At 33.2% G+C, this 24,355-nt stretch carries 28 protein-coding genes; 11 read left to right on the top strand and 17 right to left on the bottom strand.

Annotation, left to right across the window (positions count from 1 at the left end; genetic code table 11):
• Nucleotides 1–131: 131 nt before the first annotated feature.
• The 6 genes from HHX25_RS03750 to rho form a co-directional block, all read right to left on the bottom strand.
• Nucleotides 132–527, bottom strand: a complete 396-nt coding sequence (locus HHX25_RS03750) for a hypothetical protein (protein ID WP_169670289.1) — start codon at nt 525–527, stop codon at nt 132–134.
• Between the two features lie 73 nt (nt 528–600).
• Nucleotides 601–1,416, bottom strand: a complete 816-nt coding sequence (locus tag HHX25_RS03745) for an RNA polymerase sigma factor (RefSeq protein ID WP_169670287.1) — start codon at nt 1,414–1,416, stop codon at nt 601–603.
• A gap of 90 nt (nt 1,417–1,506) precedes the next feature.
• Nucleotides 1,507–2,136 (bottom strand): leucine-rich repeat domain-containing protein, encoded by a 630-nt coding sequence (locus tag HHX25_RS03740; protein WP_169670285.1) that lies wholly within the window; start codon nt 2,134–2,136, stop codon nt 1,507–1,509.
• Nucleotides 2,137–2,210: 74 nt separating this feature from the next.
• Complete coding sequence (locus HHX25_RS03735) at nt 2,211–2,363, bottom strand: hypothetical protein (protein WP_169670283.1); 153 nt, start codon at nt 2,361–2,363, stop codon at nt 2,211–2,213.
• A gap of 363 nt (nt 2,364–2,726) precedes the next feature.
• Nucleotides 2,727–3,422 (bottom strand): DUF4952 domain-containing protein, encoded by a 696-nt coding sequence (locus tag HHX25_RS03730; RefSeq protein WP_169670281.1) that lies wholly within the window; start codon nt 3,420–3,422, stop codon nt 2,727–2,729.
• Nucleotides 3,423–3,649: 227 nt separating this feature from the next.
• Nucleotides 3,650–5,299 (bottom strand): transcription termination factor Rho, encoded by a 1,650-nt coding sequence (gene rho, locus HHX25_RS03725; protein ID WP_169670279.1) that lies wholly within the window; start codon nt 5,297–5,299, stop codon nt 3,650–3,652.
• 208 nt (nt 5,300–5,507) lie between these two features.
• On the opposite strand from rho, the gene HHX25_RS03720 reads away from it, so the two are divergent.
• Nucleotides 5,508–5,918, top strand: coding sequence for a DUF4293 domain-containing protein (locus tag HHX25_RS03720; protein ID WP_169670277.1), 411 nt, complete (start codon nt 5,508–5,510; stop codon nt 5,916–5,918).
• 60 nt (nt 5,919–5,978) lie between these two features.
• On the opposite strand, the gene HHX25_RS03715 is transcribed toward HHX25_RS03720, so the two are convergent.
• The gene (locus HHX25_RS03715; protein ID WP_169670275.1) at nt 5,979–6,473 is read right to left on the bottom strand and encodes a metallophosphoesterase family protein; all 495 of its coding nucleotides are present in this window, start codon (nt 6,471–6,473) and stop codon (nt 5,979–5,981) included.
• A gap of 148 nt (nt 6,474–6,621) precedes the next feature.
• Here HHX25_RS03715 and truA point away from each other — a divergent pair, with 148 nt between their 5' ends.
• Together truA and HHX25_RS03705 are read left to right on the top strand one after the other, a co-directional pair.
• A complete protein-coding gene (gene truA, locus HHX25_RS03710) occupies nt 6,622–7,371 on the top strand; it encodes a tRNA pseudouridine(38-40) synthase TruA (RefSeq protein WP_169670274.1) in 750 nt (249 codons plus the stop codon).
• The gene (locus HHX25_RS03705) at nt 7,364–9,133 is read left to right on the top strand and encodes an ABC transporter ATP-binding protein (RefSeq protein ID WP_169670272.1); all 1,770 of its coding nucleotides are present in this window, start codon (nt 7,364–7,366) and stop codon (nt 9,131–9,133) included. Before truA ends, HHX25_RS03705 begins: the two co-directional genes overlap by 8 nt.
• Nucleotides 9,134–9,144: 11 nt before the next feature.
• Here HHX25_RS03705 and HHX25_RS03700 read toward each other — a convergent pair whose 3' ends face one another.
• Genes HHX25_RS03700 through folP form a run of 4 tightly spaced genes read right to left on the bottom strand, consistent with a single transcriptional unit; the run spans nt 9,145 to nt 12,281 of the window.
• Nucleotides 9,145–9,942 carry a DUF3667 domain-containing protein gene (locus HHX25_RS03700; protein ID WP_169670270.1) on the bottom strand — a complete coding sequence of 266 codons (798 nt, stop codon included), beginning with the start codon at nt 9,940–9,942 and terminating at the stop codon, nt 9,145–9,147.
• A complete protein-coding gene (locus HHX25_RS03695) occupies nt 9,942–10,727 on the bottom strand; it encodes a diadenylate cyclase (protein WP_169670268.1) in 786 nt (261 codons plus the stop codon). The genes HHX25_RS03700 and HHX25_RS03695 overlap by 1 nt, the downstream gene beginning before the upstream one ends.
• A 35-nt stretch (nt 10,728–10,762) precedes the next feature.
• The gene (locus tag HHX25_RS03690; RefSeq protein WP_169670266.1) at nt 10,763–11,455 is read right to left on the bottom strand and encodes a hypothetical protein; all 693 of its coding nucleotides are present in this window, start codon (nt 11,453–11,455) and stop codon (nt 10,763–10,765) included.
• A 1-nt stretch (nt 11,456) separates the two neighbouring features.
• Nucleotides 11,457–12,281 (bottom strand): dihydropteroate synthase, encoded by an 825-nt coding sequence (gene folP, locus HHX25_RS03685; RefSeq protein ID WP_169670264.1) that lies wholly within the window; start codon nt 12,279–12,281, stop codon nt 11,457–11,459.
• A gap of 105 nt (nt 12,282–12,386) precedes the next feature.
• Here folP and HHX25_RS03680 point away from each other — a divergent pair, with 105 nt between their 5' ends.
• The 7 genes from HHX25_RS03680 (at nt 12,387) to HHX25_RS03650 (ending at nt 17,911) form a co-directional block, all read left to right on the top strand.
• Nucleotides 12,387–12,923, top strand: a complete 537-nt coding sequence (locus tag HHX25_RS03680) for a DUF1599 domain-containing protein (protein WP_169670261.1) — start codon at nt 12,387–12,389, stop codon at nt 12,921–12,923.
• A 1-nt stretch (nt 12,924) separates the two neighbouring features.
• Complete coding sequence (locus HHX25_RS03675; protein WP_169670259.1) at nt 12,925–14,238, top strand: BT_3928 family protein; 1,314 nt, start codon at nt 12,925–12,927, stop codon at nt 14,236–14,238.
• A 4-nt stretch (nt 14,239–14,242) separates the two neighbouring features.
• Nucleotides 14,243–15,319 carry an ABC transporter permease gene (locus tag HHX25_RS03670; protein ID WP_169670909.1) on the top strand — a complete coding sequence of 359 codons (1,077 nt, stop codon included), beginning with the start codon at nt 14,243–14,245 and terminating at the stop codon, nt 15,317–15,319.
• 16 nt (nt 15,320–15,335) lie between these two features.
• Complete coding sequence (locus HHX25_RS03665; protein WP_240964224.1) at nt 15,336–15,812, top strand: TlpA family protein disulfide reductase; 477 nt, start codon at nt 15,336–15,338, stop codon at nt 15,810–15,812.
• Nucleotides 15,813–15,852: 40 nt separating this feature from the next.
• Nucleotides 15,853–16,602, top strand: a complete 750-nt coding sequence (gene tpiA / locus HHX25_RS03660; protein ID WP_169670255.1) for a triose-phosphate isomerase — start codon at nt 15,853–15,855, stop codon at nt 16,600–16,602.
• A gap of 113 nt (nt 16,603–16,715) precedes the next feature.
• The gene (prmA, locus tag HHX25_RS03655; protein ID WP_169670253.1) at nt 16,716–17,552 is read left to right on the top strand and encodes a 50S ribosomal protein L11 methyltransferase; all 837 of its coding nucleotides are present in this window, start codon (nt 16,716–16,718) and stop codon (nt 17,550–17,552) included.
• Between the two features lie 83 nt (nt 17,553–17,635).
• On the top strand, nt 17,636–17,911 hold the full coding sequence (locus HHX25_RS03650) for an ATP-dependent Clp protease adaptor ClpS (RefSeq protein ID WP_169670250.1): 276 nt from the start codon (nt 17,636–17,638) through the stop codon (nt 17,909–17,911).
• Here the strand turns inward: HHX25_RS03650 and HHX25_RS03645 are convergent.
• The 6 genes from HHX25_RS03645 to HHX25_RS03620 all read right to left on the bottom strand — a co-directional run bounded on the left by HHX25_RS03645 (nt 17,904) and on the right by HHX25_RS03620 (nt 22,221).
• Nucleotides 17,904–18,185 carry a heavy-metal-associated domain-containing protein gene (locus HHX25_RS03645; protein WP_169670248.1) on the bottom strand — a complete coding sequence of 94 codons (282 nt, stop codon included), beginning with the start codon at nt 18,183–18,185 and terminating at the stop codon, nt 17,904–17,906. The genes HHX25_RS03650 and HHX25_RS03645 overlap by 8 nt on opposite strands.
• Nucleotides 18,186–18,220: 35 nt before the next feature.
• Nucleotides 18,221–19,630 (bottom strand): MBL fold metallo-hydrolase, encoded by a 1,410-nt coding sequence (locus HHX25_RS03640; RefSeq protein WP_169670246.1) that lies wholly within the window; start codon nt 19,628–19,630, stop codon nt 18,221–18,223.
• A 98-nt stretch (nt 19,631–19,728) separates the two neighbouring features.
• Nucleotides 19,729–20,523 (bottom strand): sulfite exporter TauE/SafE family protein, encoded by a 795-nt coding sequence (locus HHX25_RS03635; RefSeq protein WP_169670244.1) that lies wholly within the window; start codon nt 20,521–20,523, stop codon nt 19,729–19,731.
• Nucleotides 20,523–20,936 carry a DUF6691 family protein gene (locus HHX25_RS03630; protein ID WP_169670242.1) on the bottom strand — a complete coding sequence of 138 codons (414 nt, stop codon included), beginning with the start codon at nt 20,934–20,936 and terminating at the stop codon, nt 20,523–20,525. The genes HHX25_RS03635 and HHX25_RS03630 overlap by 1 nt, the downstream gene beginning before the upstream one ends.
• Nucleotides 20,937–20,939: 3 nt before the next feature.
• On the bottom strand, nt 20,940–21,497 hold the full coding sequence (locus HHX25_RS03625) for a YeeE/YedE family protein (RefSeq protein ID WP_169670240.1): 558 nt from the start codon (nt 21,495–21,497) through the stop codon (nt 20,940–20,942).
• 94 nt (nt 21,498–21,591) lie between these two features.
• A complete protein-coding gene (locus tag HHX25_RS03620; protein WP_169670238.1) occupies nt 21,592–22,221 on the bottom strand; it encodes a Crp/Fnr family transcriptional regulator in 630 nt (209 codons plus the stop codon).
• Between the two features lie 203 nt (nt 22,222–22,424).
• On the opposite strand from HHX25_RS03620, the gene HHX25_RS03615 reads away from it, so the two are divergent.
• Nucleotides 22,425–24,236, top strand: a complete 1,812-nt coding sequence (locus HHX25_RS03615) for a DUF5060 domain-containing protein (RefSeq protein ID WP_169670236.1) — start codon at nt 22,425–22,427, stop codon at nt 24,234–24,236.
• The last annotated feature ends 119 nt before the right edge of the window (nt 24,237–24,355 follow it).

Here is a 24,355-nt window from a genome sequence, read left to right as displayed (position 1 = left end):
GGCTTTTAAATTTGTATTTGGTTTTCATGTTTTGGAGGCGATTTTTGCAGCCCCTTAATATCATTTTACTTGTTTTTATGCCACTCCATGTGGGCTGCCTTTTCCTTTTTCGAGGTAATCTTTTAAGCTCTCTAAAAAAAGTTCCAGCCACCTTCGCAAGCATCGTAGCATTGGAATTCTGGCGTAAGCCCTAGGTGAATAAAGTGAATATAACTTCCTTGCTTTGCAGGAGTGATTTCCCACTTAATTTCTGTTTCTACCCACTCATCTTTTATAGTAAGTTCCTCGATATCTATATAAGCTTTGGTAACTTTCCATATAAGACTTTTGTCTTTCTCAAGTTTAGTGACTAACAATTCTTTTATCGTAGTTTCTCCAAACCTAACAGTAAGTTTAGAATTCAATTTATTGGCAATATTAGAATGGATTGTCCACCATTTATCAATTTCATAGGTAATAGCCTTAAAAATCACATTAGGCGAAGCATTTACTTGTAATTCTTTTGAATAATCTTTTTTTGAAATCATTTCTTTTAATTTTAGTTATTTATCCTTTAGACGACTAAGGCATAAGAAATGATCGGGTTTTAAATGAAAAAGATTATTCTCCGCATTCTTTATCTATCCTTGGGTAGTTTTTGTTATTTGCAAAATCAGTTTGGTTGATAAGGAAATTGTGCAGTTCGAAACTGCTGCTGTTTAAGGGGTTAATGGCTTTTATTAACTGGGTTCTTAATTCATAAAGTTTTGTCCTGTTAGCTCCTTTATTTTTTGCTTTTACCATTCCAAGTTTTGCAATTTTCTGTTGCGTTTTAGCTTTAGTGTTTCCGCTATTACTTAATTCAGAGCATTTCCAGCATGCCCCTGTTTTGTGTATCAAAGTGCAATCTTCATCAAAAACTTTCTTCATAGTATTTCTTCCGTTTAACAAAAGGTGTTTGACACTCCCAACAGTTTTGTTCATTATTTGAGAAATTTCAGAAACTTTGAACTCGTAAATATCTGCTAACATGATAGCAATCTGTCGCTCTAATGGTAGGTACTTCATAACACAAGTAAAACAATAGTCAATATGATTTTTAATTTCAAACCTCCCAGCAGCGTATAAATTCATTGTTTTGTTTTGTAGTTCAGTGGAGTTCTTTATTGATTGGCTACAATTATCCTGTGCATTCCTTGCCCATCTCTTTTGAGCTTTAAAATGGTCTTTTATAAGATTGTTGGCTATGGCAAATAACCAAGTTTTAAAAGTTGAATTTCCATTAAAAGCATCGATATTTTTATATGCCTTGATGAACGTTTCTTGGCATAGGTCGTCTACATCTTCATTATTTGTTATAAGCCTATAAATAAAAGACTTTAGTTTAGGTTGATTTTCCTTAAATAATTTTTCAAATTCAGATTCCGAAATATTCATTTATTAGTTTCGAATTTTGCCTAGCGACGCTTGTATGGTGTATTTGCTTCCTTAAGGGAGCAAATGAACTATACAAATTGTTATGATTTTTTATTCTTTTTTCAACTTCCCTCCTTTATGTGGCTTCGGATAATAGCCCTCTTCAGGTTTTGGTAACTTAGAAAAGCAAGAATCAGAACAAACAATTGCTAATAATGGTAAAACATCTGTTGCAACCCGTATAGACAACCAATATTGTTCGAATCGACTTTTAGTTTCCCTTTTGCCACATAAGCTGCATTTATTGTTATCAAAATAATTTACAGGGTTATCAGTCAAATCAGGAAATGGCTTCTTATTCTTGAAATTCCCAAATAATGCTCTTGTACTTACTGTACTATCTTTAAGTTTTTTACATTTTGTTATTTCATAAGGAAACCATCTTAATCCATAAGAGGTATATGGAGTGAATTTCTCTAAAGATTCCATTTCTCCAATTTCTTGTGGAAATCGTGTCAAGTTGCTTCCGTAAAGCATCAAATGTTTTACTTGATTAAGCTCTCCAATTTCTTTAGGTAAACTCCTTATGTCTTTCCAAATTTCAAAACCTAATTCTTTGGCTGGGTTAAATTCTTGTCGTTCGTCAACTTTGGCAGTTTCAATAAGTTTTATGAGCTTTTCCCAGGCTTCGCTTTCTCTGTTTTGAGAATCTTTTTGAACTTTAATTTCGTTATCCGACATTTTAATTTCTAATTAATCATAACGGTTATACATAGTGGTTGTGTAACAGCTACCAGTGTTGTATGCGTTTTTATTTATCCTAAATTTAATTTATTGTCTTTATCTAATTCTCGAATAACTTCATACTTGCATTTTGTCGCTATTCGAACCCATTCTTTGAAACTATTTACTTTGTAATATAGTTTTCCGTCGTCTATATTTATAATAAGCAAGTGGCCATTCTCCATTTTCAGTAGTTTGTGAAGTCAACCACACCCAAGCTCCACCATTTGAGTTTTCAGTCATTAAACACAATAAGGGATCTTTTTTATAAATACCGAAACCATCAGTATCAATTTTTTCGTCTAAAATTTTTAGTTTAAAAAGTTCTGAATACCGTCTGATGACTTTGTCGTTTTTGTAAATAATGTTTAAAATTATGTAGCCTTTATTCAGGACGGGGCAAATGACAGTCTGATGATCTAGTGTATGAGTAGTAGCGGATTTCTACTCACAAACTTTTCAGTTTTGCACAGACCTTTCTTTGTTTATTTCTTCTTTTGTTACTTCAACAGCTATTACTTATATACCGTATTGGTGGTAGTTATTTTTTAAACTATTACTAATGTCACTACCACGGTAAAGTAATCAATTTTATTTCTGTCAGTCTCTAATTTTATTTCAGTCGGGTCATTTTTACCTTCTACTTCTCCAGATGCATACATATCTATCGTTGCTGAACAATAAGAGTCAATTTTTTTAAATTCAGAATGTTCGAATCCACCGTATTTTCCACTTGTTTCCCATCCACAACATACCCATTTCAAGTTTCCCATTCCGTAATTCTTAATTAAGAAGTCTTCTATTTCTTTAGACTGTTCACCACTTACTCGATATATAGCTTTTGCAATAGTTTGACCTTTTTCAAGTCTTTCACATTTTATAAACTCCAATCCAATTGGTTTTTTAGCATAAGTACTCAATAAATCATTACACGGAATTTTAGGATTCCACCAAGTGTTATAATTTATTTTATCAAAACCTAAAATTGATTCGGTTTCATATTTAGATATATAAGTGTAAGGTTCGAGATGGTCTTTTACTAAAGTTGTGTAATAATTGTTTCGGTCTTGACCATATAACCAATAATCACCACTACCTTCATTCATTTTGGTAGCTTTGAAAGTAAAGACTGAACTTTGATTTGGAATAACATATCCATTTCCAATTAAAAGTCCCCAAAGATTAGAAAAGAGTTCAGTTGAGAAGCCTAAAACTAACAATAGTCCTAAAGTACCTAATCTCATATGTCTTTTTTTGAGTTTCATTCGAATTACCTCCAACAATTGTATATAACTACTTAGGTAACTATATATTTTTTATATGCGTACTAAAGTAACAAATCTTTTGCATTGTGTGTAAGCTTGTAGAAAATATATAGTTTATACAAAATGTTTTGTCAAAGAAAAAAGCCTTAACAATATATATGCTAAGGCTTTCAAATTTAGTTAGTTTAGTTTAGTTGGATTTCAGTTTATCCATTCATAGAGATTAAAAACTCTTCGTTGTTTCTAGTTTGTTTAAAACGATCGTTAATAAATTCCATAGCTTCAACAGGGTTCATGTCTGCTAGGTATTTGCGCATTACCCACATACGTTGAATCGTATTTTCGTCCAATAGGATATCATCACGACGCGTACTTGACGATGTCAAATCGATAGCTGGGAAAATTCTACGGTTAGAAATTTTTCTGTCTAATTGCAGTTCCATATTACCTGTTCCTTTAAATTCTTCGAAAATTACCTCGTCCATTTTAGAACCTGTTTCTGTTAATGCCGTTGCAATAATAGTTAAAGAACCGCCATTTTCAATATTTCTGGCAGCACCAAAGAAACGTTTTGGTTTATGTAGCGCATTGGCATCAACACCACCACTCAATATTTTACCAGAAGCAGGCTGAACTGTATTATAAGCCCTTGCCAGACGAGTGATAGAATCTAAAAGAATAACAACATCGTGACCACATTCAACGAGTCTTTTAGCTTTTTCAAGTACAATATTGGCAATTTTTACGTGCTCATGAGCTTCTTTATCGAAAGTTGAAGCAATAACCTCACCACGTACATTACGTTGCATATCGGTTACCTCTTCAGGGCGTTCATCTATAAGTAAAATCATTTGATATACCTCAGGATGGTTTGCTGCAATAGCATTTGCAACATCCTTTAATAGCATGGTTTTCCCTGTTTTAGGTTGTGATACAATCATACCACGTTGCCCTTTCCCTATAGGAGAGAACAAATCCATTATTCTTGTAGAAATAGTACTTTGCTTTTCGGCAATATTGAATTTTTCCTGTGGAAATAACGGCGTTAAATGTTCGAAAGAAACACGATCTCTAACAACATTAGGGTTTTGACCATTAATTCTGCTTACCTTGATTAATGGGAAATATTTTTCGCCTTCTTTTGGAGGTCTCACATGCCCTAGAACGGTATCACCAGTTTTTAAGCCAAACAATCTAATTTGTGATTGGGATACATAAATATCATCAGGTGATGATAAATAGTTGTAATCTGAAGAACGTAAAAAACCATAGCCATCCTGCATGATGTCTAAAACACCTTCACTTTCTATAATAGCATCAAATTCAAAATCTGGTTCTCTGTAGCGGTTTCTACCATCTTTATTACCAGAATCAACATTGCCATTTTTTTGATTTCTATGTTGATTTTTTTGTTGATTTTGATTATCTCGTCTTTGATGAGACTTTTGCTGGTTGTCGTTTTGGTTCTTTTGTTTTGGCTTGTTGTCTTGTTTTTGCTCCTCGTTGTTTTGCTTGGCAGCAGGGTTAGGAGTATTGGCTTTTTCAGCAGATTTGGTGTCTTCAACTTTTTTATCAGTAGAAGTCTTTTCTTCTTTTTTAGGAGGTTCGTTTTTAACAGGCTTTTGAACACGCTGTCTAGGTTTTCTTGCTGCTGGCTTGTTTTCTGTTTTGTTTTCTGCTGTTTCTTTTGGTGTGACAGCTGCTTTAACTGCCTTAGGATCTGAGGCTTGTTGATCTAGGATTTGGTAAACTAAATCTAGTTTTTTTAATGAACGGTATTTGGGTACGTTCATTTTTTTAGCAATCTCTTGTAAATCAGAGAGTTTTTTTTCTTTTAATTGTGAAATTTCAAACATTTATGTTTAATTGAATATGATATGTAATATTTTTTTGAATATAAACTTTTGAGTAATTCTGAAAAATGATTTCTTATTCTGAAGAATTAACCACTTGTAATAGCGGTTGTTGAGAATTATTACTGCAATTATACAACTTTATTTTAAGTTTTTGGGGTATTTTTATAAAAGAAACTATTATTTTTGCTTTCTAGTTTTTCAAAATTACATGCTACAGCGTATTCAAACCATATATCTTTTAATAGCGGCAGGGGTTTCTGCAGGCTTAATTTTTGTATTCCATTTATGGATTACAAATGATAATATGAGTGTTTATGCTAAAGATAGTATGCTTTATTTTGGGCTGTTTTTAGGCTCTGCAGTGTTATCTTTAATAGCTATTTTTATGTACAAAAATAGGAAGTCCCAATTTGTTTTGGGACGGCTTAATATCATATTAAACTTTATTTTACTAGGATTTTTCGTATATCAATCTCTAAACATATCTGGAGAAACGGCGGTTTCAGAGAAAGGTATTGGGATGCTTCTTCCTATTGTTTCTATCGTGTTTTTGGCGTTAGCCAATAAGGCCATCAAAAAGGATGAAGATCTTGTAAAATCTGTAGATCGATTGCGATAAACCTAACATCTTAGTAGTATTAGTGCGTTAAAACCCAAAGTGAAAGCTTTGGGTTTTTTATTAACGCTTATTGAATTCTATCACTTCTAAATTGTCAATTTTGCTACCATCAATAGTAAAACGGAGCATGGTACGGGTTTTATGAAAACCATGTTTGCCAACAGCACCAGGGTTCATATGAAGTAAATTTAATTTTTTATCAGGCATTACTTTTAAAATATGCGAATGTCCGCAGATAAAAAGTTTAGGAGGGTTTCGTTTTATTTCATCTCGAACCCTCATATTATAAGCATTAGGATATCCACCAATGTGTGTCATCCATACATCCACATCTTCACACATAAAACGATTATTTTCTGGAAACTCCACCCTTACTTTGCTATCATCAATATTACCAAAAACAGCCCGTAACGGCTTTAATTTTTTTATGGCATCTGTTACATTTAAATCACCTATATCACCAGCGTGCCAAACTTCATCTACTTGCTTTACATATTTTAAAATATCGTCGTCAATGTAACTATGTGTATCTGAAAGTAATAATATTTTTGTCATAATAATTTAGTAAGAAACCTTTTGATTTAGTAAAAGACCCTATTCTTTTTCAATTTTAATATATAATTAAGGTTCCTGTCTTCGCAGGAATAGCAAAACTATCTATCTTTGCATACCATATATCATTTAACAAAAGTATTAAATCAGATTGAGGTATTTCATAGAACTTTCTTATAATGGTGCTGCTTATCATGGCTGGCAAAACCAACCCAACGATATATCAGTACAAGAAGTTGTAGAAAAAGCATTGTCCGTACTTTTAAAAGAAGTTGTCTCTATTATGGGGGCTGGTCGTACAGACACAGGTGTACATGCCTCTCAAATGTTTGCTCATTTTGATACCCATACTATTTTTAACGAAACTAATTTAGTTTATAAATTGAACTCGTATTTACCAAAAGACATTGCTATTCTTAATGTTTTTAGAGTGAAAGACGAGGCACACGCTCGCTTTGATGCGGTGAGTCGCACCTATTTATATAGAATCGCACTAAAAAAGGATGTATTTTCGTTTAACCATAGTTTTTTCGTAAAACAAGATTTGAATGTCGAAAAAATGAATAAAGCTTCTGAGATTTTATTCAAGTATAAAGATTTTCAATGCTTTTCGAAAAGTAATACCGATGTAAAAACGTATTATTGTGATATTATGAAGGCAAAATGGACCTTAGAGAATAATGAACTCCATTTTGTAATAAAAGCCGATCGATTTTTACGCAATATGGTGCGAGCTATTGTAGGTACTATGATTAATATTGGTTTAGGCAAAATAGATGTTGAAAATTTGCATACCATTATAAAGTCTAAGAATAGGAGTGAAGCTGGATTTTCAGTTCCTGCACATGGGTTGTATTTAACAGAAGTGGAATATCCTAACGATATAAAGATACATGAGTAAAAAGCAAGAGAAAATATTTGACGTTGCCTTGTTTAAGCGTCTTTTTCAATACATAAAACCTTATAAATTTATTTTTTTAGGGTTGGTACTTTTAGTGATTCTACTCGCTGCTTTTAGTGCAGCAACGCCTCGTGTCACTCAGTTTGCTATTGATGATAGTATTACGGGAGAAAACCCCAAAGAGTTTCTCTTTTATATTGTGATTATGTTTGTTATTTTAATTCTGCAAACAATCTTTCAACTAACGTTTATTTATTATGCAGCCTGGTTAGGACAAAGCTTAGTTGTAGATGTGCGAATAAAATTATTCGATCACTTGCTACGTTTTAAAATGAAGTATTACGATAACTCTTCGGTAGGTGTACTTATTACTAGGGCTGTTACCGATATGGAGCGTATTGCAGATATTTTTGGTCAGGGCTTATTCATGATTTTTAGGGACTTACTCACCATGGCAGTGGTTTTTGGGATCATGGTTTATACTAATTGGCGGTTAAGCTTAATTGTGTTCATTATGTTGCCTGTGTTATTATATGCCACACGCATCTTTCAGAAGTATATGAAGAAAGCTTTTGAAGAAGTTAGAACAGAGGTCTCTAATTTAAATTCTTTTGTTCAAGAGCGGTTAACTGGGATGAAGATTCTACAATTATTTACCCGTGAGGCTATTGAGCATGAAAATTTCAAAAAAATAAACGAGCGGCATAAAAAAGGTTGGTTAAAAACGGTTTGGTATAACTCTATATTCTTTCCGTTAGCAGACTTGTCATCATCGGTAACTATTGGTTTAATAGCTTGGTATGGAGGTTTAAATGTTGTACTGGAAGGTAAAGTAACAGAAGGTGTCTTGGTAGCATTCATCATGTATATTCCTATGTTGTTTAGGCCACTACGTCAAATAGCAGATAAGTTTAATACACTACAAATGGGAATGGTGGCAGCTACCAGAGTGTTTAAAGTTTTAGATACGACTTCACAGATTGATGATTTGGGAACTCATGTTGCAGAACATTTTAAAGGCCATATAAAATTTGATAATGTCTTTTTTAATTATGTAGAAGACGAAGAAGTTTTAAAAGGTATTTCTTTTGATGTTAATGCAGGTGAAACCATCGCCATAGTTGGTGCAACTGGAGCGGGGAAATCTACTATTATTAATTTATTGAATCGCTTTTATGAAATTAAAGATGGTGTTATTTATGTTGATGGAATTGATATTAAACAAGTTACTTTACAATCCTTGCGTACTCAGATAGCGGTGGTGTTACAGGATGTATTTTTATTTGCCGATACTATTTTAAACAACATCACATTAAATCATCCAGAGATTACAGAAGCCCAAGTTCAACAGGCAGCGAAAGAGATTGGAATTCATGATTTTATAATGAGTTTGCCAAATGGTTATCACTATAATGTAAAAGAAAGAGGGGTTATGTTGTCCTCTGGTCAGCGACAACTCATATCGTTTTTAAGGGCTTATGTAACAGATCCAAGTATTTTGATATTGGATGAAGCGACATCATCTGTCGATTCGTATTCAGAGCAGCTCATTCAAAATGCTACCGATAAAATTACTAAAGGTAGAACCTCTATTGTTATAGCACACCGATTGGCAACGGTTAAAAAAGCTGATAAAATTATTGTGATGGATGCTGGTAATATTGTAGAGCAAGGCACACATAAAGCGTTGTTGAAAAAAGCGGACGGCTACTATAAGAATCTATACGAAGTTCAGTTTTTACAAGAAGAAGAGGTTATATAGTTTTAGCGCGCTTATTTTGCAGTTTCTGCCGCTGCTTTTTGAGCTTCTTTTATTTGATCCAAAGTACCATCATAATACATCGTTATAGCAACAAAGAAACTAAACACAATAAATAAAACGGTTAGAATTAGCAAAAAGAAGACCGTTTTTAATATTATACTTTTTAAGTTTAAGTTAAAAAGGCGTTTAAAATAATAAGCTGTAATGAAGATTTGTATTGGAATAGAGAGCAGACCAACAATTCCGAAATTAACTCCGAAAAAGAAAGTCACTAGAATTAGTAAGGAACTACAGATCGATAGGTGAGCCGTTATATACATGTTGGCAACTAAATGTTCGGTATAGTTATATTTTTTAAAATCGAAAAAAATAACTTTTGAGATTAAAGCATATACAGGAACTATAAGCATGTATACAAAGGACTGGTATTCTTGAACAAAGTTCATATTATTTCTTTGAAAATCTTCAGCACCTTTTTGAGCAAGAAAATCTATATTCATGAGTTCAGGAAAAAACTTATTTGATACAAACATCTGGAATCCAGATATGGTGAGCGCTATGGCGAAATAACTAATAACATTAACATACTTTTTTCGAGTTCCTCGAATATAACTTTCAATAACAATCTCTGGTTGTGTAAAAAGCTTTATAAAGGTTTGTAGAAGCTTGTTGTCGTAATTAAGAAACGTTTCACTAAAATGTTCAAATAGGTTTTTAATAGTTAACCTATTTCTAATCACTTTGGCACCGCAAAAGTCACAAAAGTTAACATCAGGATTTAAACTTTTGTTGCAATTTTTACAAAGCATTAAGACAAGTCGTTTTTAATCATTGAGCTTAATTGGTTTGTGTCTTCAAAAACCACAAATTCACCATCTTTAAAATAAGAGATATGTCCTGTTTCCTCACTCACAACCAGAGACAATGCATCTGTTTTTTCGGTAACACCAATAGCAGCTCTATGTCGAAGACCAAAACGTTGTGGAATGTTTTTTTCATTATTTACGGGCAAAATAACCCGTGTTGCTTTTACAATATTGTTATTGACTATAATAGCGCCATCATGTAGTGGGCTGTTTTTAAAAAAGATACTTTCGATAATAGGCTGGGTTACTTTTATGTTCATTTCATCTCCCGATGACGATAAAAAATCCAGATTGTTATTTCTCTCAAAAACGATTAAAGCTCCAGTTTTAGACATGGACATTTTATTACAAGCCGAGACAATAGCATCAATATCGGTTTCGTCGTTGGTTTCGGTTTTTAAGAATTTAAGCTGTTTTAAGAACTTGCGCCGTCTATTAAAATTAGTAGAACCTACCATTAATAAAAACTTACGAATCTCTGGCTGGAATACCACGATTAAAGCAATAATACCCACTTTCATAAAACCACCAAAAATGCCAGTTAACAACTGCATATCAAGAAATTCGGTAAGTTTCCAGACTAAATAAATAATAATAATACCTATAAAAATATTAATAGCTACTGTCCCTTTTACAAGCTTGTAAACATAATAAAGTAAAAGGGCTACAAGAACGACATCGACATAATCGATGAAACGTAAGTCTAAAATATCTTTAAAAATATCCAATAGTAGTGGGTTTTGGTAAATTTAATAAAATATGATTAATCTGTTACGAATTCGTGGTTCGATATTTTTACAAGCCCTAATTCAAAACTATTCAATTTAGATTTAATGCTTATATAATCTTGAAAAGACAAATTTTTGTTGTAACCCACACTTATTATGATGTTTCCATGGTGAAGTAAATCAGATTTAATACCATTAAGTAAGTCCTCCTTTTTTGAATAGTAACTTGTAGAACATTTACCAGTAGCAAAATTAATAGGGATTGAGTCATTTGAAACCACATGTACGTATATTTCTTGATTTGGTTCTATTTCATATTTAGTATACTTACCAAACTCCCTGATGGTTTCTTCATGATAAACGACATCCGTAAACTCAATAAACCCTAAATTTTTTCTGCTAGTATCGCTGCAGGTAAAGTAGTTTTTGGCATCTTTATTTTTATGACTTGAATTTTGTTTTTTCTCTTGAAGAAACTTGATGTGCGGAATAGCTTGTCTAAGTGTTAAACGCTTATCAACATTAACCAGCCAATTCGTGGTGCTAATCAGGTTTTTTCTATTTAACGCCACACTATCTTTTTGAGTTTCATCATAAAATAGATAAGCGGGAGATACGTCATGTATTTCTGTTATTTCAGAATGGCTTATTTCAGGAAGGTGAATAACCTTTTCTTTTCCACAAGAAAGAACAATAAAAAATAATCCCAGTACCAATAGCTGTTTCATGTTAGACATTTAAAAATTCAACTAACTTAATACACTCCATAGCTTCTTTAACATCATGAACTCTTAAGATTGAAGCATTTTTTTGTAAGGCAACCGTATTTAAAACACTGGTGCCATTAAGAGATTCTTCGGCTGAATTTTTTAAAGCTTTATATATCATGGATTTTCTGGAAATACCAACTAATAGAGGTTTTTCTATCATTTTGAAATGTTCAAGTTTATTTAGTAATTCATAATTCTGTTCTAAAGTTTTTGCAAATCCAAACCCAGGGTCTACAATAATATCAACAATTCCTGATTGTCTTGCAGCAGCAATACGTTCGGAAAAGTAAAAGATTATGTCTTTAACAATGTCATCATAGCTAGTTTGTTGTTGCATGGTTTGCGGAGTCCCCTTCATATGCATCATAATATACGGAACCTGTAAATCGGCAATAGTTTGCAACATGTTGTTATCTAGTTTTCCAGCAGAAATATCATTGATTAATGCAGCCCCAGATTCTATGCATGACTTTGCTATGTTACTTCTAAACGTATCTATGGAAAGTAAAGCCTCAGGGAATTCTTTTAAAATTAAGTGAACAACAGGTAAGATTCTTTTTAGTTCGTCTGCTTCACTAACATGATCGGCGTTGGGACGCGAACTGTAAGCACCAACATCAATAAAAGTAGCCCCTTCATTGAGCATTAATTCAACATGCTTTAAAATATCATACTCGTTTTTATGTTGTCCGCCATCATAAAACGAATCGGGTGTAATATTTAGAATTCCCATCACTCTTGGCGATGTTAAATCGATTAGTTTTCCTTTACAATTTATTGTCATTTATACCTTTTTGTATGGTGTTCGTACTAAGTTTAAAACTTTAATACTGAAACCTTGATGGTTAAGCTTTTTTATGCGAAATTTACGCAAAATACATTTTAATTCATGCAAGATACTTCAAAACAATATGATGCCGTAATCGATACGTGTAAAAGTTTATTTATAAAAAAAATGTCAGATTATGGTAGTGCTTGGCGCATCTTGCGTTTACCATCGTTAACCGACCAAATTTTTATTAAAGCACAGCGTATTAGAGGACTTCAAGAAAATGATGTTAGAAAAGTTGACGAAGGAGAGGTGAGTGAATTTATTGGTATTATAAACTATTGTATTATGGCCTTAATTCAGTTAGAAAAAGGTGTGGTTGAACAACCAGACTTATCTACAGAAATGGCGACCAAACTGTACGAAAAACAAGTAGCTATCACCAAGCAGCTCATGCAAGATAAAAACCATGACTATGGTGAGGCATGGCGTGATATGAGAGTAAGTAGTTTAACCGATTTAATTTTACAAAAGCTATTGCGAGTTAAACAAATTGAAGATAATGCTGGTAAAACCTTGGTAAGTGAAGGTATAGATGCCAATTATCAGGATATGATAAATTATGCCATTTTTGCGTTGATTCATTTAAACAAATAATATGAAAATACTAGTTGCAATTTGTCGGGGTTTGGTTGGAGGACTGTTTATTTTTTCAGGACTTATAAAACTAAACGATCCATTAGGCGTGTCATATAAATTGCAAGAATATTTTAGCCCAGATGTGTTGAATATGCCATCATTTGAGCCCTATGCTCTGATAATCGCAATTTTAATGGTTGTTTTAGAAGTAGTTTTGGGCGTTTTCTTGTTAATAGGTTACAAACGAAAATTTACTATTTGGAGTCTATTCGTTTTAATTGTGTTTTTTACGTTCTTAACATTTTATGCTTGGTATTTTGATAAAGTTAAAGATTGTGGGTGTTTTGGCGATTTTTTAAAACTGGAACCTTTTCAGAGTTTTGTTAAAGATTTAGTTTTATTAGGTTTGATTGTTGTTCTGTTATTTGGGATAAAACATATTAAACCAATTTTTAACAAATTTATGACTACTATAATAGCTTTGATAGGTTTTTTGGGGAGTCTTTGGTTTGGTTACCACGTATTGATGCATTTGCCAACATGGGATTTTAGAGCTTATAAAATCGGAAAGAATATTCAAGAAGGCATGAGCATTCCAGAAAATGCAGCAAAACCTATTGTGGAATATAGTTGGAAGTTTAATATAGGGGGTAAAGAGCAGATCGTTGTGACGAATGGTTCTTATCCATCGGTTGAAGGAGACTTTATAAGTGTTGACACCAAAGTCATTAAAGAAGGTTATCAACCACCTATTTACGATTTTTCAATAGAAAGTGAAGGAGAAGATTTAACACAACAGCTTTTAACAGAAGAAAATCTCATAGTGGTAGTTTCTTATAGCTTGGAGAAAATAGAGCAGAAAGGAGCGATGAAATTAAAAACCTTATCTGAAGATGCTATAAAAAATGGATATAAAGTTATTGGTTTAACGGCTTCAGGGGGAGAAGCCAAACAACGCATAAAAGAAGCTTACAATATTGATTTCGAATTTTATTTATGTGATGAAAAGGCTCTTAAAACTGTAGTGCGTTCTAACCCTGGAATTTTAGAATTAGATGCAGGAACGATCAAACAAAAGGTACATTGGAATGATATAGATGACTTAGAATTACCAAAAGTTGAAAGAAAACCAGAACCAAAATTGGTTGAAAATAATACCCTATATTTAATAGATGGAAAAATATCTACAAAAGCAGATTTAGATGCTTTAGATGAGGAAAATATAGAAGGTATTTATTTTATAAAGGATAGTCGAGAGGTTTTAGATTCCATTAATAAAGCAAATAATAGCAACTATACTAGTTATATTAGAGTTGAATTAAAAAAAGAATAATAATCTGATAAGCTATTTACTAAATAAAACCTCATACGCTCTACTCACATTATTTGGGGTGGTTACCGTTATTTTCTTTTTATTTAATGTTTTGCCTGGAGACCCTGCACAAATGATGCTGGGACAAAATGAGGATAGTGAACAATTAGCAATAATAAAGCAAAAATACGGATTCGATAAACCTATAGGTACGCAGTATTTCTATTACCTTAATGATTTGTCTCCCATCTCATTTCATTCAAAAAAGCAAACTGATTATACGTTTTTAAGTACAGAGAAATATAACGCAATTAAGTTATTTTCAATAGGAAATACCACGACTGTTTTTAAGTATCCGTATTTACGGGAATCTTTTACAAAACAAGGTAAAAAAGTAAGTCAAGTGTTAGCAGAAACCCTTCCTAATACCTTTGTTTTGGCTGTAACAGCTATTATTATTGCCATGATTTTAGGTGTTTTGTTCGGAATTATATCTGCATTATATAAAGATAGGTGGTTAGATAAAACAATTCAAATTTTTAGCACCTTAGGCATGAGTATTCCATCTTTTTTTAGTGCCATTCTATTTGCTTGGTTTTTCGGATTTATATTGCATGAGTATACAAACCTGGAAATGACAGGGAGCTTATATGAGTTAGACGATTTTGGTGAAGCCATGCATATTAAATGGAAAAATTTAATACTTCCAGCTATTGTGCTGGGTATTCGTCCGTTGGCTGTCGTTATCCAGCTTATGCGAAATTCGTTATTGGAAGTCTTTAATCAAGATTATATTCGCACAGCAAGAGCAAAAGGGTTAAGTGAATTTCAAATTATAAAAAGACATGCTGTAAAGAATGCTCTTAATCCTGTCGTTACAGCTATATCTGGTTGGTTTGCTTCTATGTTGGCTGGAGCCGTTTTTGTAGAGTATATTTTTGGTTGGAACGGACTGGGAAAAGAGATTGTAAATGCTTTAAATACATTAGATTTGCCAGTTATTATGGGTTCGGTGTTAATTATAGCCTTACTCTTCATAATTATTAATATTTTTGTAGACTTAATTTATGTATGGTTAGATCCAAAAGTGAAGTTGCAATAAACAATATATGAAAAAAATGAACTTTCTACTTATACTGTTCATCAGCTTTTTTAGTTGTAATACAAAATCTCCAACACAATTTTCCGTAGCAGCTTTAAACGATATATTTATTACGCAAGAAGGTGACTCTATAACATTTGAAGATATTTTAGAAAACCATCAAGGAAAAACATTGCTAATCGATGTTTGGGCCTCATGGTGTAGAGACTGTATAGAAGGGATGCCCAAAATAAAAGATTTACAAAAGGAGTATAACGATGTTAGTTATATCTTTTTGTCTTTAGATAAAACTCAAAAAGCTTGGAAAAAAGGTATAAAGAAGCATCAAGTAGAAGGTGCGCATTATTTTATGCAGTCAGGTTGGGAAGGTGCTTTCGGTAAGTTTTTAGATCTCGACTGGATACCACGTTATATGATTGTAGATGCCAAGGGAAGCATTAAACTATTTGAAGCTGTTAAAGCCGATCATATAAGAATTAAAGAAAATTTATAATAATTAATAAAGTCCTTTATTTTAAAGGTTTAAATTAAAAATGAGAAAACAAATTGTAGCAGGTAACTGGAAGATGAATAATGATTTAACGCAAACAGAATCATTAATAGATGCATTAAAAAGTAAAACCCAAACTTCGAATGCCGAAGTTATGGTAGCACCAACATTTACTAATTTATACCATGCTTCTGAAGCATTAAAAACAACCAGCATAGAAGTTGTTGCACAAAACATGCATTTTGAAGAAAATGGTGCTTATACAGGTGAAATAAGCGCAAGCATGCTTAAAAGTATAGGGATTCAGACTGTTATCTTAGGACACAGTGAGCGTCGTGAGTATTTTAACGAAACAGATGAATTGCTTGCTAAAAAAGTAGATGCAGCTTTAGCAAACAGTATGCGTGTTATTTTCTGTTTTGGTGAGGAATTAGCTGATAGAAAATCAGGTAATCAAGAAGCTGTTGTAGAAAGCCAAATTAAAAACGCTTTATTTCATTTAGATGCTTCAGCATTTAAAAATATTGTTTTAGCATACGAGCCAGTTTGGGCTATTGGAACAGGTGAAACAGCTAGTCCAGAGCAAGCACAAGACATGCATGCGTTCATAAGAAAAACACTTAGTAATAAATATGGTAATGAAGTCGCAGAAGAAGTTTCTATTCTTTATGGAGGTAGTGTTAAGCCAGGGAATGCTCAAGAAATTTTTTCTAAACCAGATGTAGATGGTGGTTTAATTGGAGGTGCCTCTCTTAAGGCAGATGACTTTTTTGCTATTGTAAACGCCTTTTAAATAAAAATTCGTTTCAATTACTTATACAAAATTAAGGGATTGTCTAAAAAGTATTTTTGATTAGATTTATTATAATGAACTTACTTTTTAGACGGTCTCTTTAAATTAAAACCATGTCAAATATTATTTATATAGGTTACGAATTTAAAGTAAAACCAATGCAACCAGGTGTAGAAATACTGGTGGCAGAATTGGGTTATTCTGGTTTTGAAAGTTTTGTTGAAACAGAAACGGGGGTTACAGCATATATTCAAAAAGTAGACTGGAACGAATCTATACTTGATGATGTTCGGATCTTAAATTCAGATGAATTTGAAATCAATTTTACTTTTAACGAAATCGAACAAACCAATTGGAATCAAGAATGGGAAAAGAATTTTAACCCTATTGTCGTTGATAATGTATGTGCTGTTCGTGCGCCATTTCACGAAAAATCCAATACGACATTTGATATTGTTATTGAACCCAAAATGAGTTTTGGTACAGGGCATCATGAAACGACTCATATGATGATTCAGCATATTTTAAAAAATGATTTTATCAATAAATCTGTTTTAGATATGGGGTGCGGTACAGGCGTATTAGCTATTTTGGCCGAAATGAAAGGAGCAAAACCCGTAGATGCGGTAGATTATGACAATTGGTGTTATTTAAACAGTATAGAGAATGTTGATCGTAATAATTGTAAGCATATAACCGTTATTGAAGGTGACGCGTCGGTTTTAAAAAATAAAAAGTATGATATTATCATAGCCAATATTAACCGTAATATTTTACTAAAAGATATGGCAACCTATGTATCGTGTTTAAACGAAAATGGTGCTTTGTTTTTAAGTGGGTTTTATAATGATGATATACCAATTATTAAAGCCGAATGTGAAAAGCATTTGTTAAATTTTAAAGAAAAATTAGAAAGAAACAATTGGGTTTCCTTAAAATTTTTAAATTGAGGAAAATTTCTCTAAAGCTTGCTTTAGAGTATCAAAAAAAAAAATGTCATTCTCATGAGAGTGGGAATCTAAAAAATTGAAAAATGAGTTCTAAAGAAAAAACATCAGAAGAATTACTGCTTGAAGAAGAAGTGTTAACCCAAAACGAAATTGTTTTGTTTAATGACGATGTTAATACCTTCGATCATGTTATAGAAACACTTATCTATGCTTGCGATCATACTGCCGAACAAGCAGAACAATGTTCACTTATAGTACATTATAAAGGAAAATGTACAGTGAAAACAGGCTTGTACGACGATTTAAAACCACGCTGTTCGATGCTACTGGAAGCAGGGTTGAGTGCTGAAATTATTTAGTACTCTGGCTATTCATTCTACCAATCGCACAGCTAACAAAAGATTTGGCTTTTGTAGTTAATGCGTTTTTTTCTCCAACAGTAGGGTATCCAATTTTATGTAATAATTGTTTGGCCTCCAAAAGCGCTTTGTCGTTTTCATAAGAAAAGGATACGGTATGGGTTTTATTATTAATTGTTACGTTTCTAATGTTTTCTATGTTGGATAGTTTATCGATAATAGTATGGGCACATCCACCACATTTAAGGTTTTGTATTTCTAGGTTTATTTCCATAATGCATTATGTTATCAAGCAGCCTGTAAAAGAATTTATAAAGTTGATGGACAAACAAAAGTAGTTGTTGGTAAGTCTGATTTTTTAATGGCACCAAAACCCCCAGCAATATCAATAACATGAAACCCTCGGGCCTTTAGTATAGAAGCGGCAATAACCGAGCGATATCCACCCGCACAATGTAAATAATAGGTTTTGGCCTTATCTATAACATGCATATTATCATTTATATAATCTAAAGCAAAATGCCGAACAGAATCACTATCTAGATGTTCCGATTTAAATTCGACATCTTTTCTAACATCAAGAATATTAATGGAGTCGTTTTTAAAACGATTCGAAAATTCGTCAACCTCTATAGATTCAATAGTTTCAATATCTTTTCCTGCATCTTTCCATGCATTAATGCCACCTTTTAGGTACCCTAAGGTATTATCGTAGCCAACACGAGATAATCGAGTTACTGTTTCTTTCTCTTTTCCTTTAGGAGCGACAAGCAGAATAGGTTGTTTTAAATCGGTAATTAAAGCGCCTACCCATGGAGCGAATCCGCCATTAATTCCTATAAAAATAGAGTTTGGAATGTGTTCTTTTACAAATTCTTTTTCTGTTCTAACATCGAGTACCAAGGCGTCTTCCTGATTTGCAATAGTTTCAAATGCTTCTGGACTAAGTTTGGTGTCCCCTTTTTGTAGGATAGTTTCAAAATTATCATAACCAGATTTGTTCATCATGGCATTTTTGGCAAAATATTGAGGGGGAGGCGTAATGCCATCCAAGACTTCTTCAATAAACTCCTCTTTTGTCATATCTGCCCGCAAAGCATAGTTTGTCTTTTTTTGATCACCTAAAAGGCCAATGGTCTCTTTGCTTAAATTTTTTCCACAGGCAGAACCAGCCCCATGTGCAGGATAAACGATAATATTATCAGCTAATGGCATGATTTTATTCCGTAAAGATTCATATAACATCCCAGCTAAATCTTCTTTTGTAAGATCTGATTTTATTGCTAAATCTGGACGTCCTACATCCCCTAAAAACAAGGTGTCTCCACTAAAAATAGCATAATCATTTCCATGTTTATCAATTAAAAGAAATGTTGAAGATTCTAACGTATGCCCAGGTGTGTGCAAGACTTTAATGGTAATATTGCCAATTTTAAATGTTTCATTGTCCAACGCTATGTAAGCATCATAACTTGTTTCAGCTCCAGGACCAAAAACAATGGTTGCTCCTGTTTTTTTTGCTAAATCTACATGTCCAGAAACAAAATCTGCATGAAAATGAGTCTCAAAAATATACTTGATCTTGGCATTTTCTTTCTTTGCTTTATCAACATATTGCTGAGTTTCCCGCAATGGATCAATAATGGCAATTTCGCCATTAGATTGGATATAATAAGCTCCTTGAGCCAAACATCCCGTATAAATTTGTTCTATTTTCATGATCTATTTTAATTTTAAGTCAGGAGAAATCCTTTTAAATTAAAGTATTTCAAAATTACGAATCCAAAACGATTCACTTTGTGACTTAAGTCACATTGCTATTGCTTAAGCTCTTTATACATAATATAAATAGCCATTATTAAAATAAAAAATCCAAAGCTCTTTTTAAGTTTTTTTCCACTTATAAATTTTGAAATAAACACACCTAAAATAATCCCTATTATAGAAATTAAAGTAAAACAGAGCAGAAAAAACCATTCAATTTCTAAAGTTTGAACGTCACCTATAAAGCCTATTAAGGAATTAATCGTTACAATAATTAAAGAGGTTCCCACTGCTTTTTTCATTGGGATATTCGCCCAAACAACTAAAGCGGGTACATATAAAAAACCACCACCAGCACCAATAATGCCAGTTACAGTTCCTATAATTAAACCTTGAATAAATGTTTTATAGTAGGGCTGGGAATTTGAAACTTCATGAGTGCCATTTCCATTTTTTATCATAGAAAATGAAGCCAGAAACATGATAATAGCAAAAAATATCATGATGCTCATTTCTTTTGTTAGGGGGTAACCACCAAAACTAAAAAGGGTATCTGGGATTCCCGGTACTAGATAACGTCTGGATAAATAGACAGCAACAAATGAAGGAAATGAAAAGGCCAAGCCTGTTTTAAAATCGACCAATCCTTCTTTGTATTTCTGATACGTACCAACCATAGAGGATGTGCCTACCACAAAAAGAGAATACGCTGTTGCCATAATTGGATTATAGCCCAGTAGGTATACTAACAGAGGTACAGTAAGTATAGAACCACCACCACCAATTAGTCCCAAAACGAACCCTACTATTAAAGCTCCAATATATCCTAAGAGTTGTGTGGAGTCCATTAATGAGGCAGTTTATCTTTTAATAGCCCATAAATGTATGTACCTAAAATGGCAGCAGCAATTACAATAATCATACTTAGTACCCCTGTACCTAAAAGAATGTACATGGGGCCTGGACATGCTCCAATAAGTGCCCATCCAAACCCGAAAAGGATTCCGCCAATAATATACCTTGAGGTTCCTTTTTCTTTTTTTGGAACAAAAATATCTGCGCCTTTAATATTTCTTATAATCCCCCTTTTTGAAATCTGAAGAAATAAGATACCAGAAACAATAGCGGTACCTATAATACCATACATGTGAAATGATTGAAATCTAAACATTTCATAAATCCGATACCATGAAACAGCTTCAGATTTTACTAAAACAATTCCTAAGAAAATACCAACCAATAAAAATTTCAAATATTTCATTTTCTAAAAAATTAAGGGTAAAATAAAATTAGCCATGATTAATCCACCAATAAAAAAGCCTATAACCGCTATTAAGGATGGTTTTTGTAAGCTACTAAGTCCTGTTATGGCATGTCCAGAAGTACATCCACCAGCATAACGTGTACCAAAACCAACAAGTAAGCCACCAAAAATTAAGAGTAATAGGCCTTTAAAGGTGCTTAAAGCTTCCATACTATACATTTCATCAGGAACCAATGTGGCTCCCGAATTTTCAAAACCCATACTTTGAAGCTCAGTAATGGTAGCTGGGTTTAAATCGGTTGCGCTTTCGTTTGATAGATATTGGGTAGCTATAAAACCACCAATTACAGCACCAACTACAACAATTAGGTTCCACTTTTGTTCTTTCCAATTAAACTTAAAAAAGGATGCTGTTTTTCCTGCTCCCATAATCGAACACATGGTTCTAAGGTTGGAAGACATACCAAATGTCTTGCCAAAATAAAGTAACAATGCCATGACCAAAGCGATTAATGGACCAGATACATACCATGGCCATGGGTTTAAAAGATATTCCATAACTGCTTATTTTATCACAAATGTAAAGTGAAACCCAAGGAAGTTTTGTAATAAATGTTACTTATTAAAGCTGGGCTTAATGAGGTTGAATGTATTACAAAACTTCAATTTTATTTCTGCTGAGCTTAATTTTTTTTTCGTTCTCAAACTGTTTTAAAAGCCTAGAAATAACAACACGCGATGTATGAAGGTCTTCTGCAATATCTTGGTGTTTTGCAATGATTGTTTTAGACGTGTGAAGTTTAACTTTATTGATTAGGTATTTATAGAGCCGTTCATCCATTTTCATAAACGCCAAATTATCTATGGCTTCCAGCATTTCATCAAAACGTGTTTGATAGCTTTCTAATATAAAATTTCGCCAACCTTCATTATTATGAAACCATGATTGCATGTTTTGAACAGGAATCATGATAAGGCTTGAATCCATTTCGGCAACAGCCCTAATTTTACTTTTTGAAGTTCCCATGCAGCAAGTAAGTGACATCGTGCAAGTTTCTCCCGCTTCTAAAAAATAGATAAGTAGTTCATTGCCGTCGCTGTCTTCCCGAAGTATCTTAATATGTCCACTTAACAAAAGTGGTATATATTGAAGAGGTTGATTAATATCAATAATAATATCGTTTTTCGAAAATGTTCTAATAACACCTATTTTGTCAATTTCATTAATTAGGTCACTATCAAAAACGTGGTCGAATTTAAGATGTAATAATTCGTTAGCCATATTCAAAAATAATGATTTAGAAGTTTGGAATAAAAATTTAGGATGGTTTTCATGAAAAGCTAACAGAGAAAACCATGTAAAAGCCTTTACACTCAAAAAGAATCAAAGTTTTTGAATTATATTAGTGGGATTTATAAATAACCCTGTTTCATTTTGATAATATCTAAAGGAGAAAAATAATTAAAACTATAACATGAAAAAAGATGAAGAAACCGATCCACTTGTTTGTTAAGCTATGCATAATAGTTCTTTCTTTTACCCAATTAAATGCACAAAAAATAAAGGGAGAGCTTAAAAAGTGGCATAAAGTCACTATAGAATTCATAGGGCCTGAAACCTCTGAAAAAGCCGAAGATAACCCATTTTTAAATTATAAGTTGGATGTGACTTTTAAGCATAATGCTTCAGGAAAAACCTATGTCGTACCTGGGTTTTATGCTGCAGATGGAGATGCTGCAAATACTGGTGCCATTGCTGGAAATGTTTGGAAAGTTCATTTTACGCCAGATGAAGTAGGAGCGTGGACATATAATGTAAGGTTTGTAAAAGGTAAATGGGCAGCAATAAGAACTTCGAACAAATTGAAATCTGTTGGATATATGGATAAATATAATGGGGATTTTGTTATTGCTTCTTCAGACAAAACTGGACGAGATATGAGAGCCAAAGGCCGTTTGCAATATGTTGGAGAGCGTTATTTAAAGTTTGCAGAGACTGGAGCGTATTTTCTGAAATGTGGTTCTGATGCTCCTGAAAACTTTTTATCCTATATGGATTTTGATGGTACATTTAAAAAAGATGGTATCAAAGATGGTTTAGTTAAGACTTGGGAAGCTCATAAAAAGGATTGGAAGCCTGGCGATCCTGTTTGGAAGAGTGACAAAGGTAAAAGCATTATTGGAGCGATTAATTATTTGGCTTCTAAAGGCATGAATGCCTTTTCTTTTATTACTATGAATATCGAAGGAGATGACAAAAATGTATTTCCATATATAGACTACCATACTCTGGATCGGTTTGATGTGTCTAAACTGGATCAATGGGAGATTGTGTTCGAGCATGGAGACAGATTGGGAATGTTTTTGCACTTCAAGACTTTAGAGGCAGAAAATCAAGGACTTTTGGATAATGGAGGTGTTGGGCTTTACACCAAATTGTATTACAGGGAACTAATTGCTCGTTTTGGGCATCATCTGGCCTTGAACTGGAATTTATGTGAAGAGACTGGTGATTGGCAAAACCCGCCTAGAACATTCCCGGTTGATGTTCAAGGACGCTTAACACTGGCTAATTATGTAAGTTCGATTGATCCGTACAAACATCACATAGTAATACATAATGGCAACTGGTTTACGGGAATTTATGGAAAAGCCAGCAAATTTAGTGGCGCGTCGCTTCAAACAAATAGGACAGATTTTGGTAATGTTCATGGAAACGTACTACGAGTTTTAAACGAAGCAGAGGCCAAAGGAAAAATATGGGCCGTAGCGTGTGATGAACCTGGAGATGCACAACACGCTCTAGTGCCTGATGCAGATAATCCAGAACACAATAATGCCAGAAAAAATGGTTTATGGGGAGCCATGATGGCAGGTGCCTGGGGGACAGAATGGTATTTTGGGTATAAGCATGCACATTCCGATTTAACCTGTCAGGATTTCCGATCTCGGGACCTGTTCTGGACTCAGGGAAAAATTTGCTTAGATTTTTTCAATGATAACAAGATTCCTGTTTGGGATATGACATCCAGAGATGATCTAATATCCAGTAAAGGAGATTATGTTTTGGCTAATCCTGGCAAAATGTATGTGGTTTTCTTAAAAAATGGAGGAGCATCTCGACTTAATCTGGAAGATAACAATGCCACCTATAATATATTTTGGTATAACCCACGAAAAGGAGGGAAACTGTTAAAAGGAAAAGTTAGGTCAATTTCAGGAGGTGGTGAGCAATTATTGGGATTACCTCCAAAGGATAAAGGCAAAGACTGGGTTGTGCTTATCAAATCTATGTAAAAACAATGATTGGTTTTTAGGAGCCATAATTTCTTTCTCTTGTTTAATAAAAATGATTTAGAAATTTGGAATAAAAGTTTGGTGATATTTTAATAAAAATACTATATTTGCACCCACAA

The sequence above is a fragment of the Flavivirga algicola genome (assembly GCF_012910715.1).
GTDB lineage: Bacteria > Bacteroidota > Bacteroidia > Flavobacteriales > Flavobacteriaceae > Flavivirga > Flavivirga algicola.
This window is presented reverse-complemented; position numbering and strand designations above follow the sequence as displayed.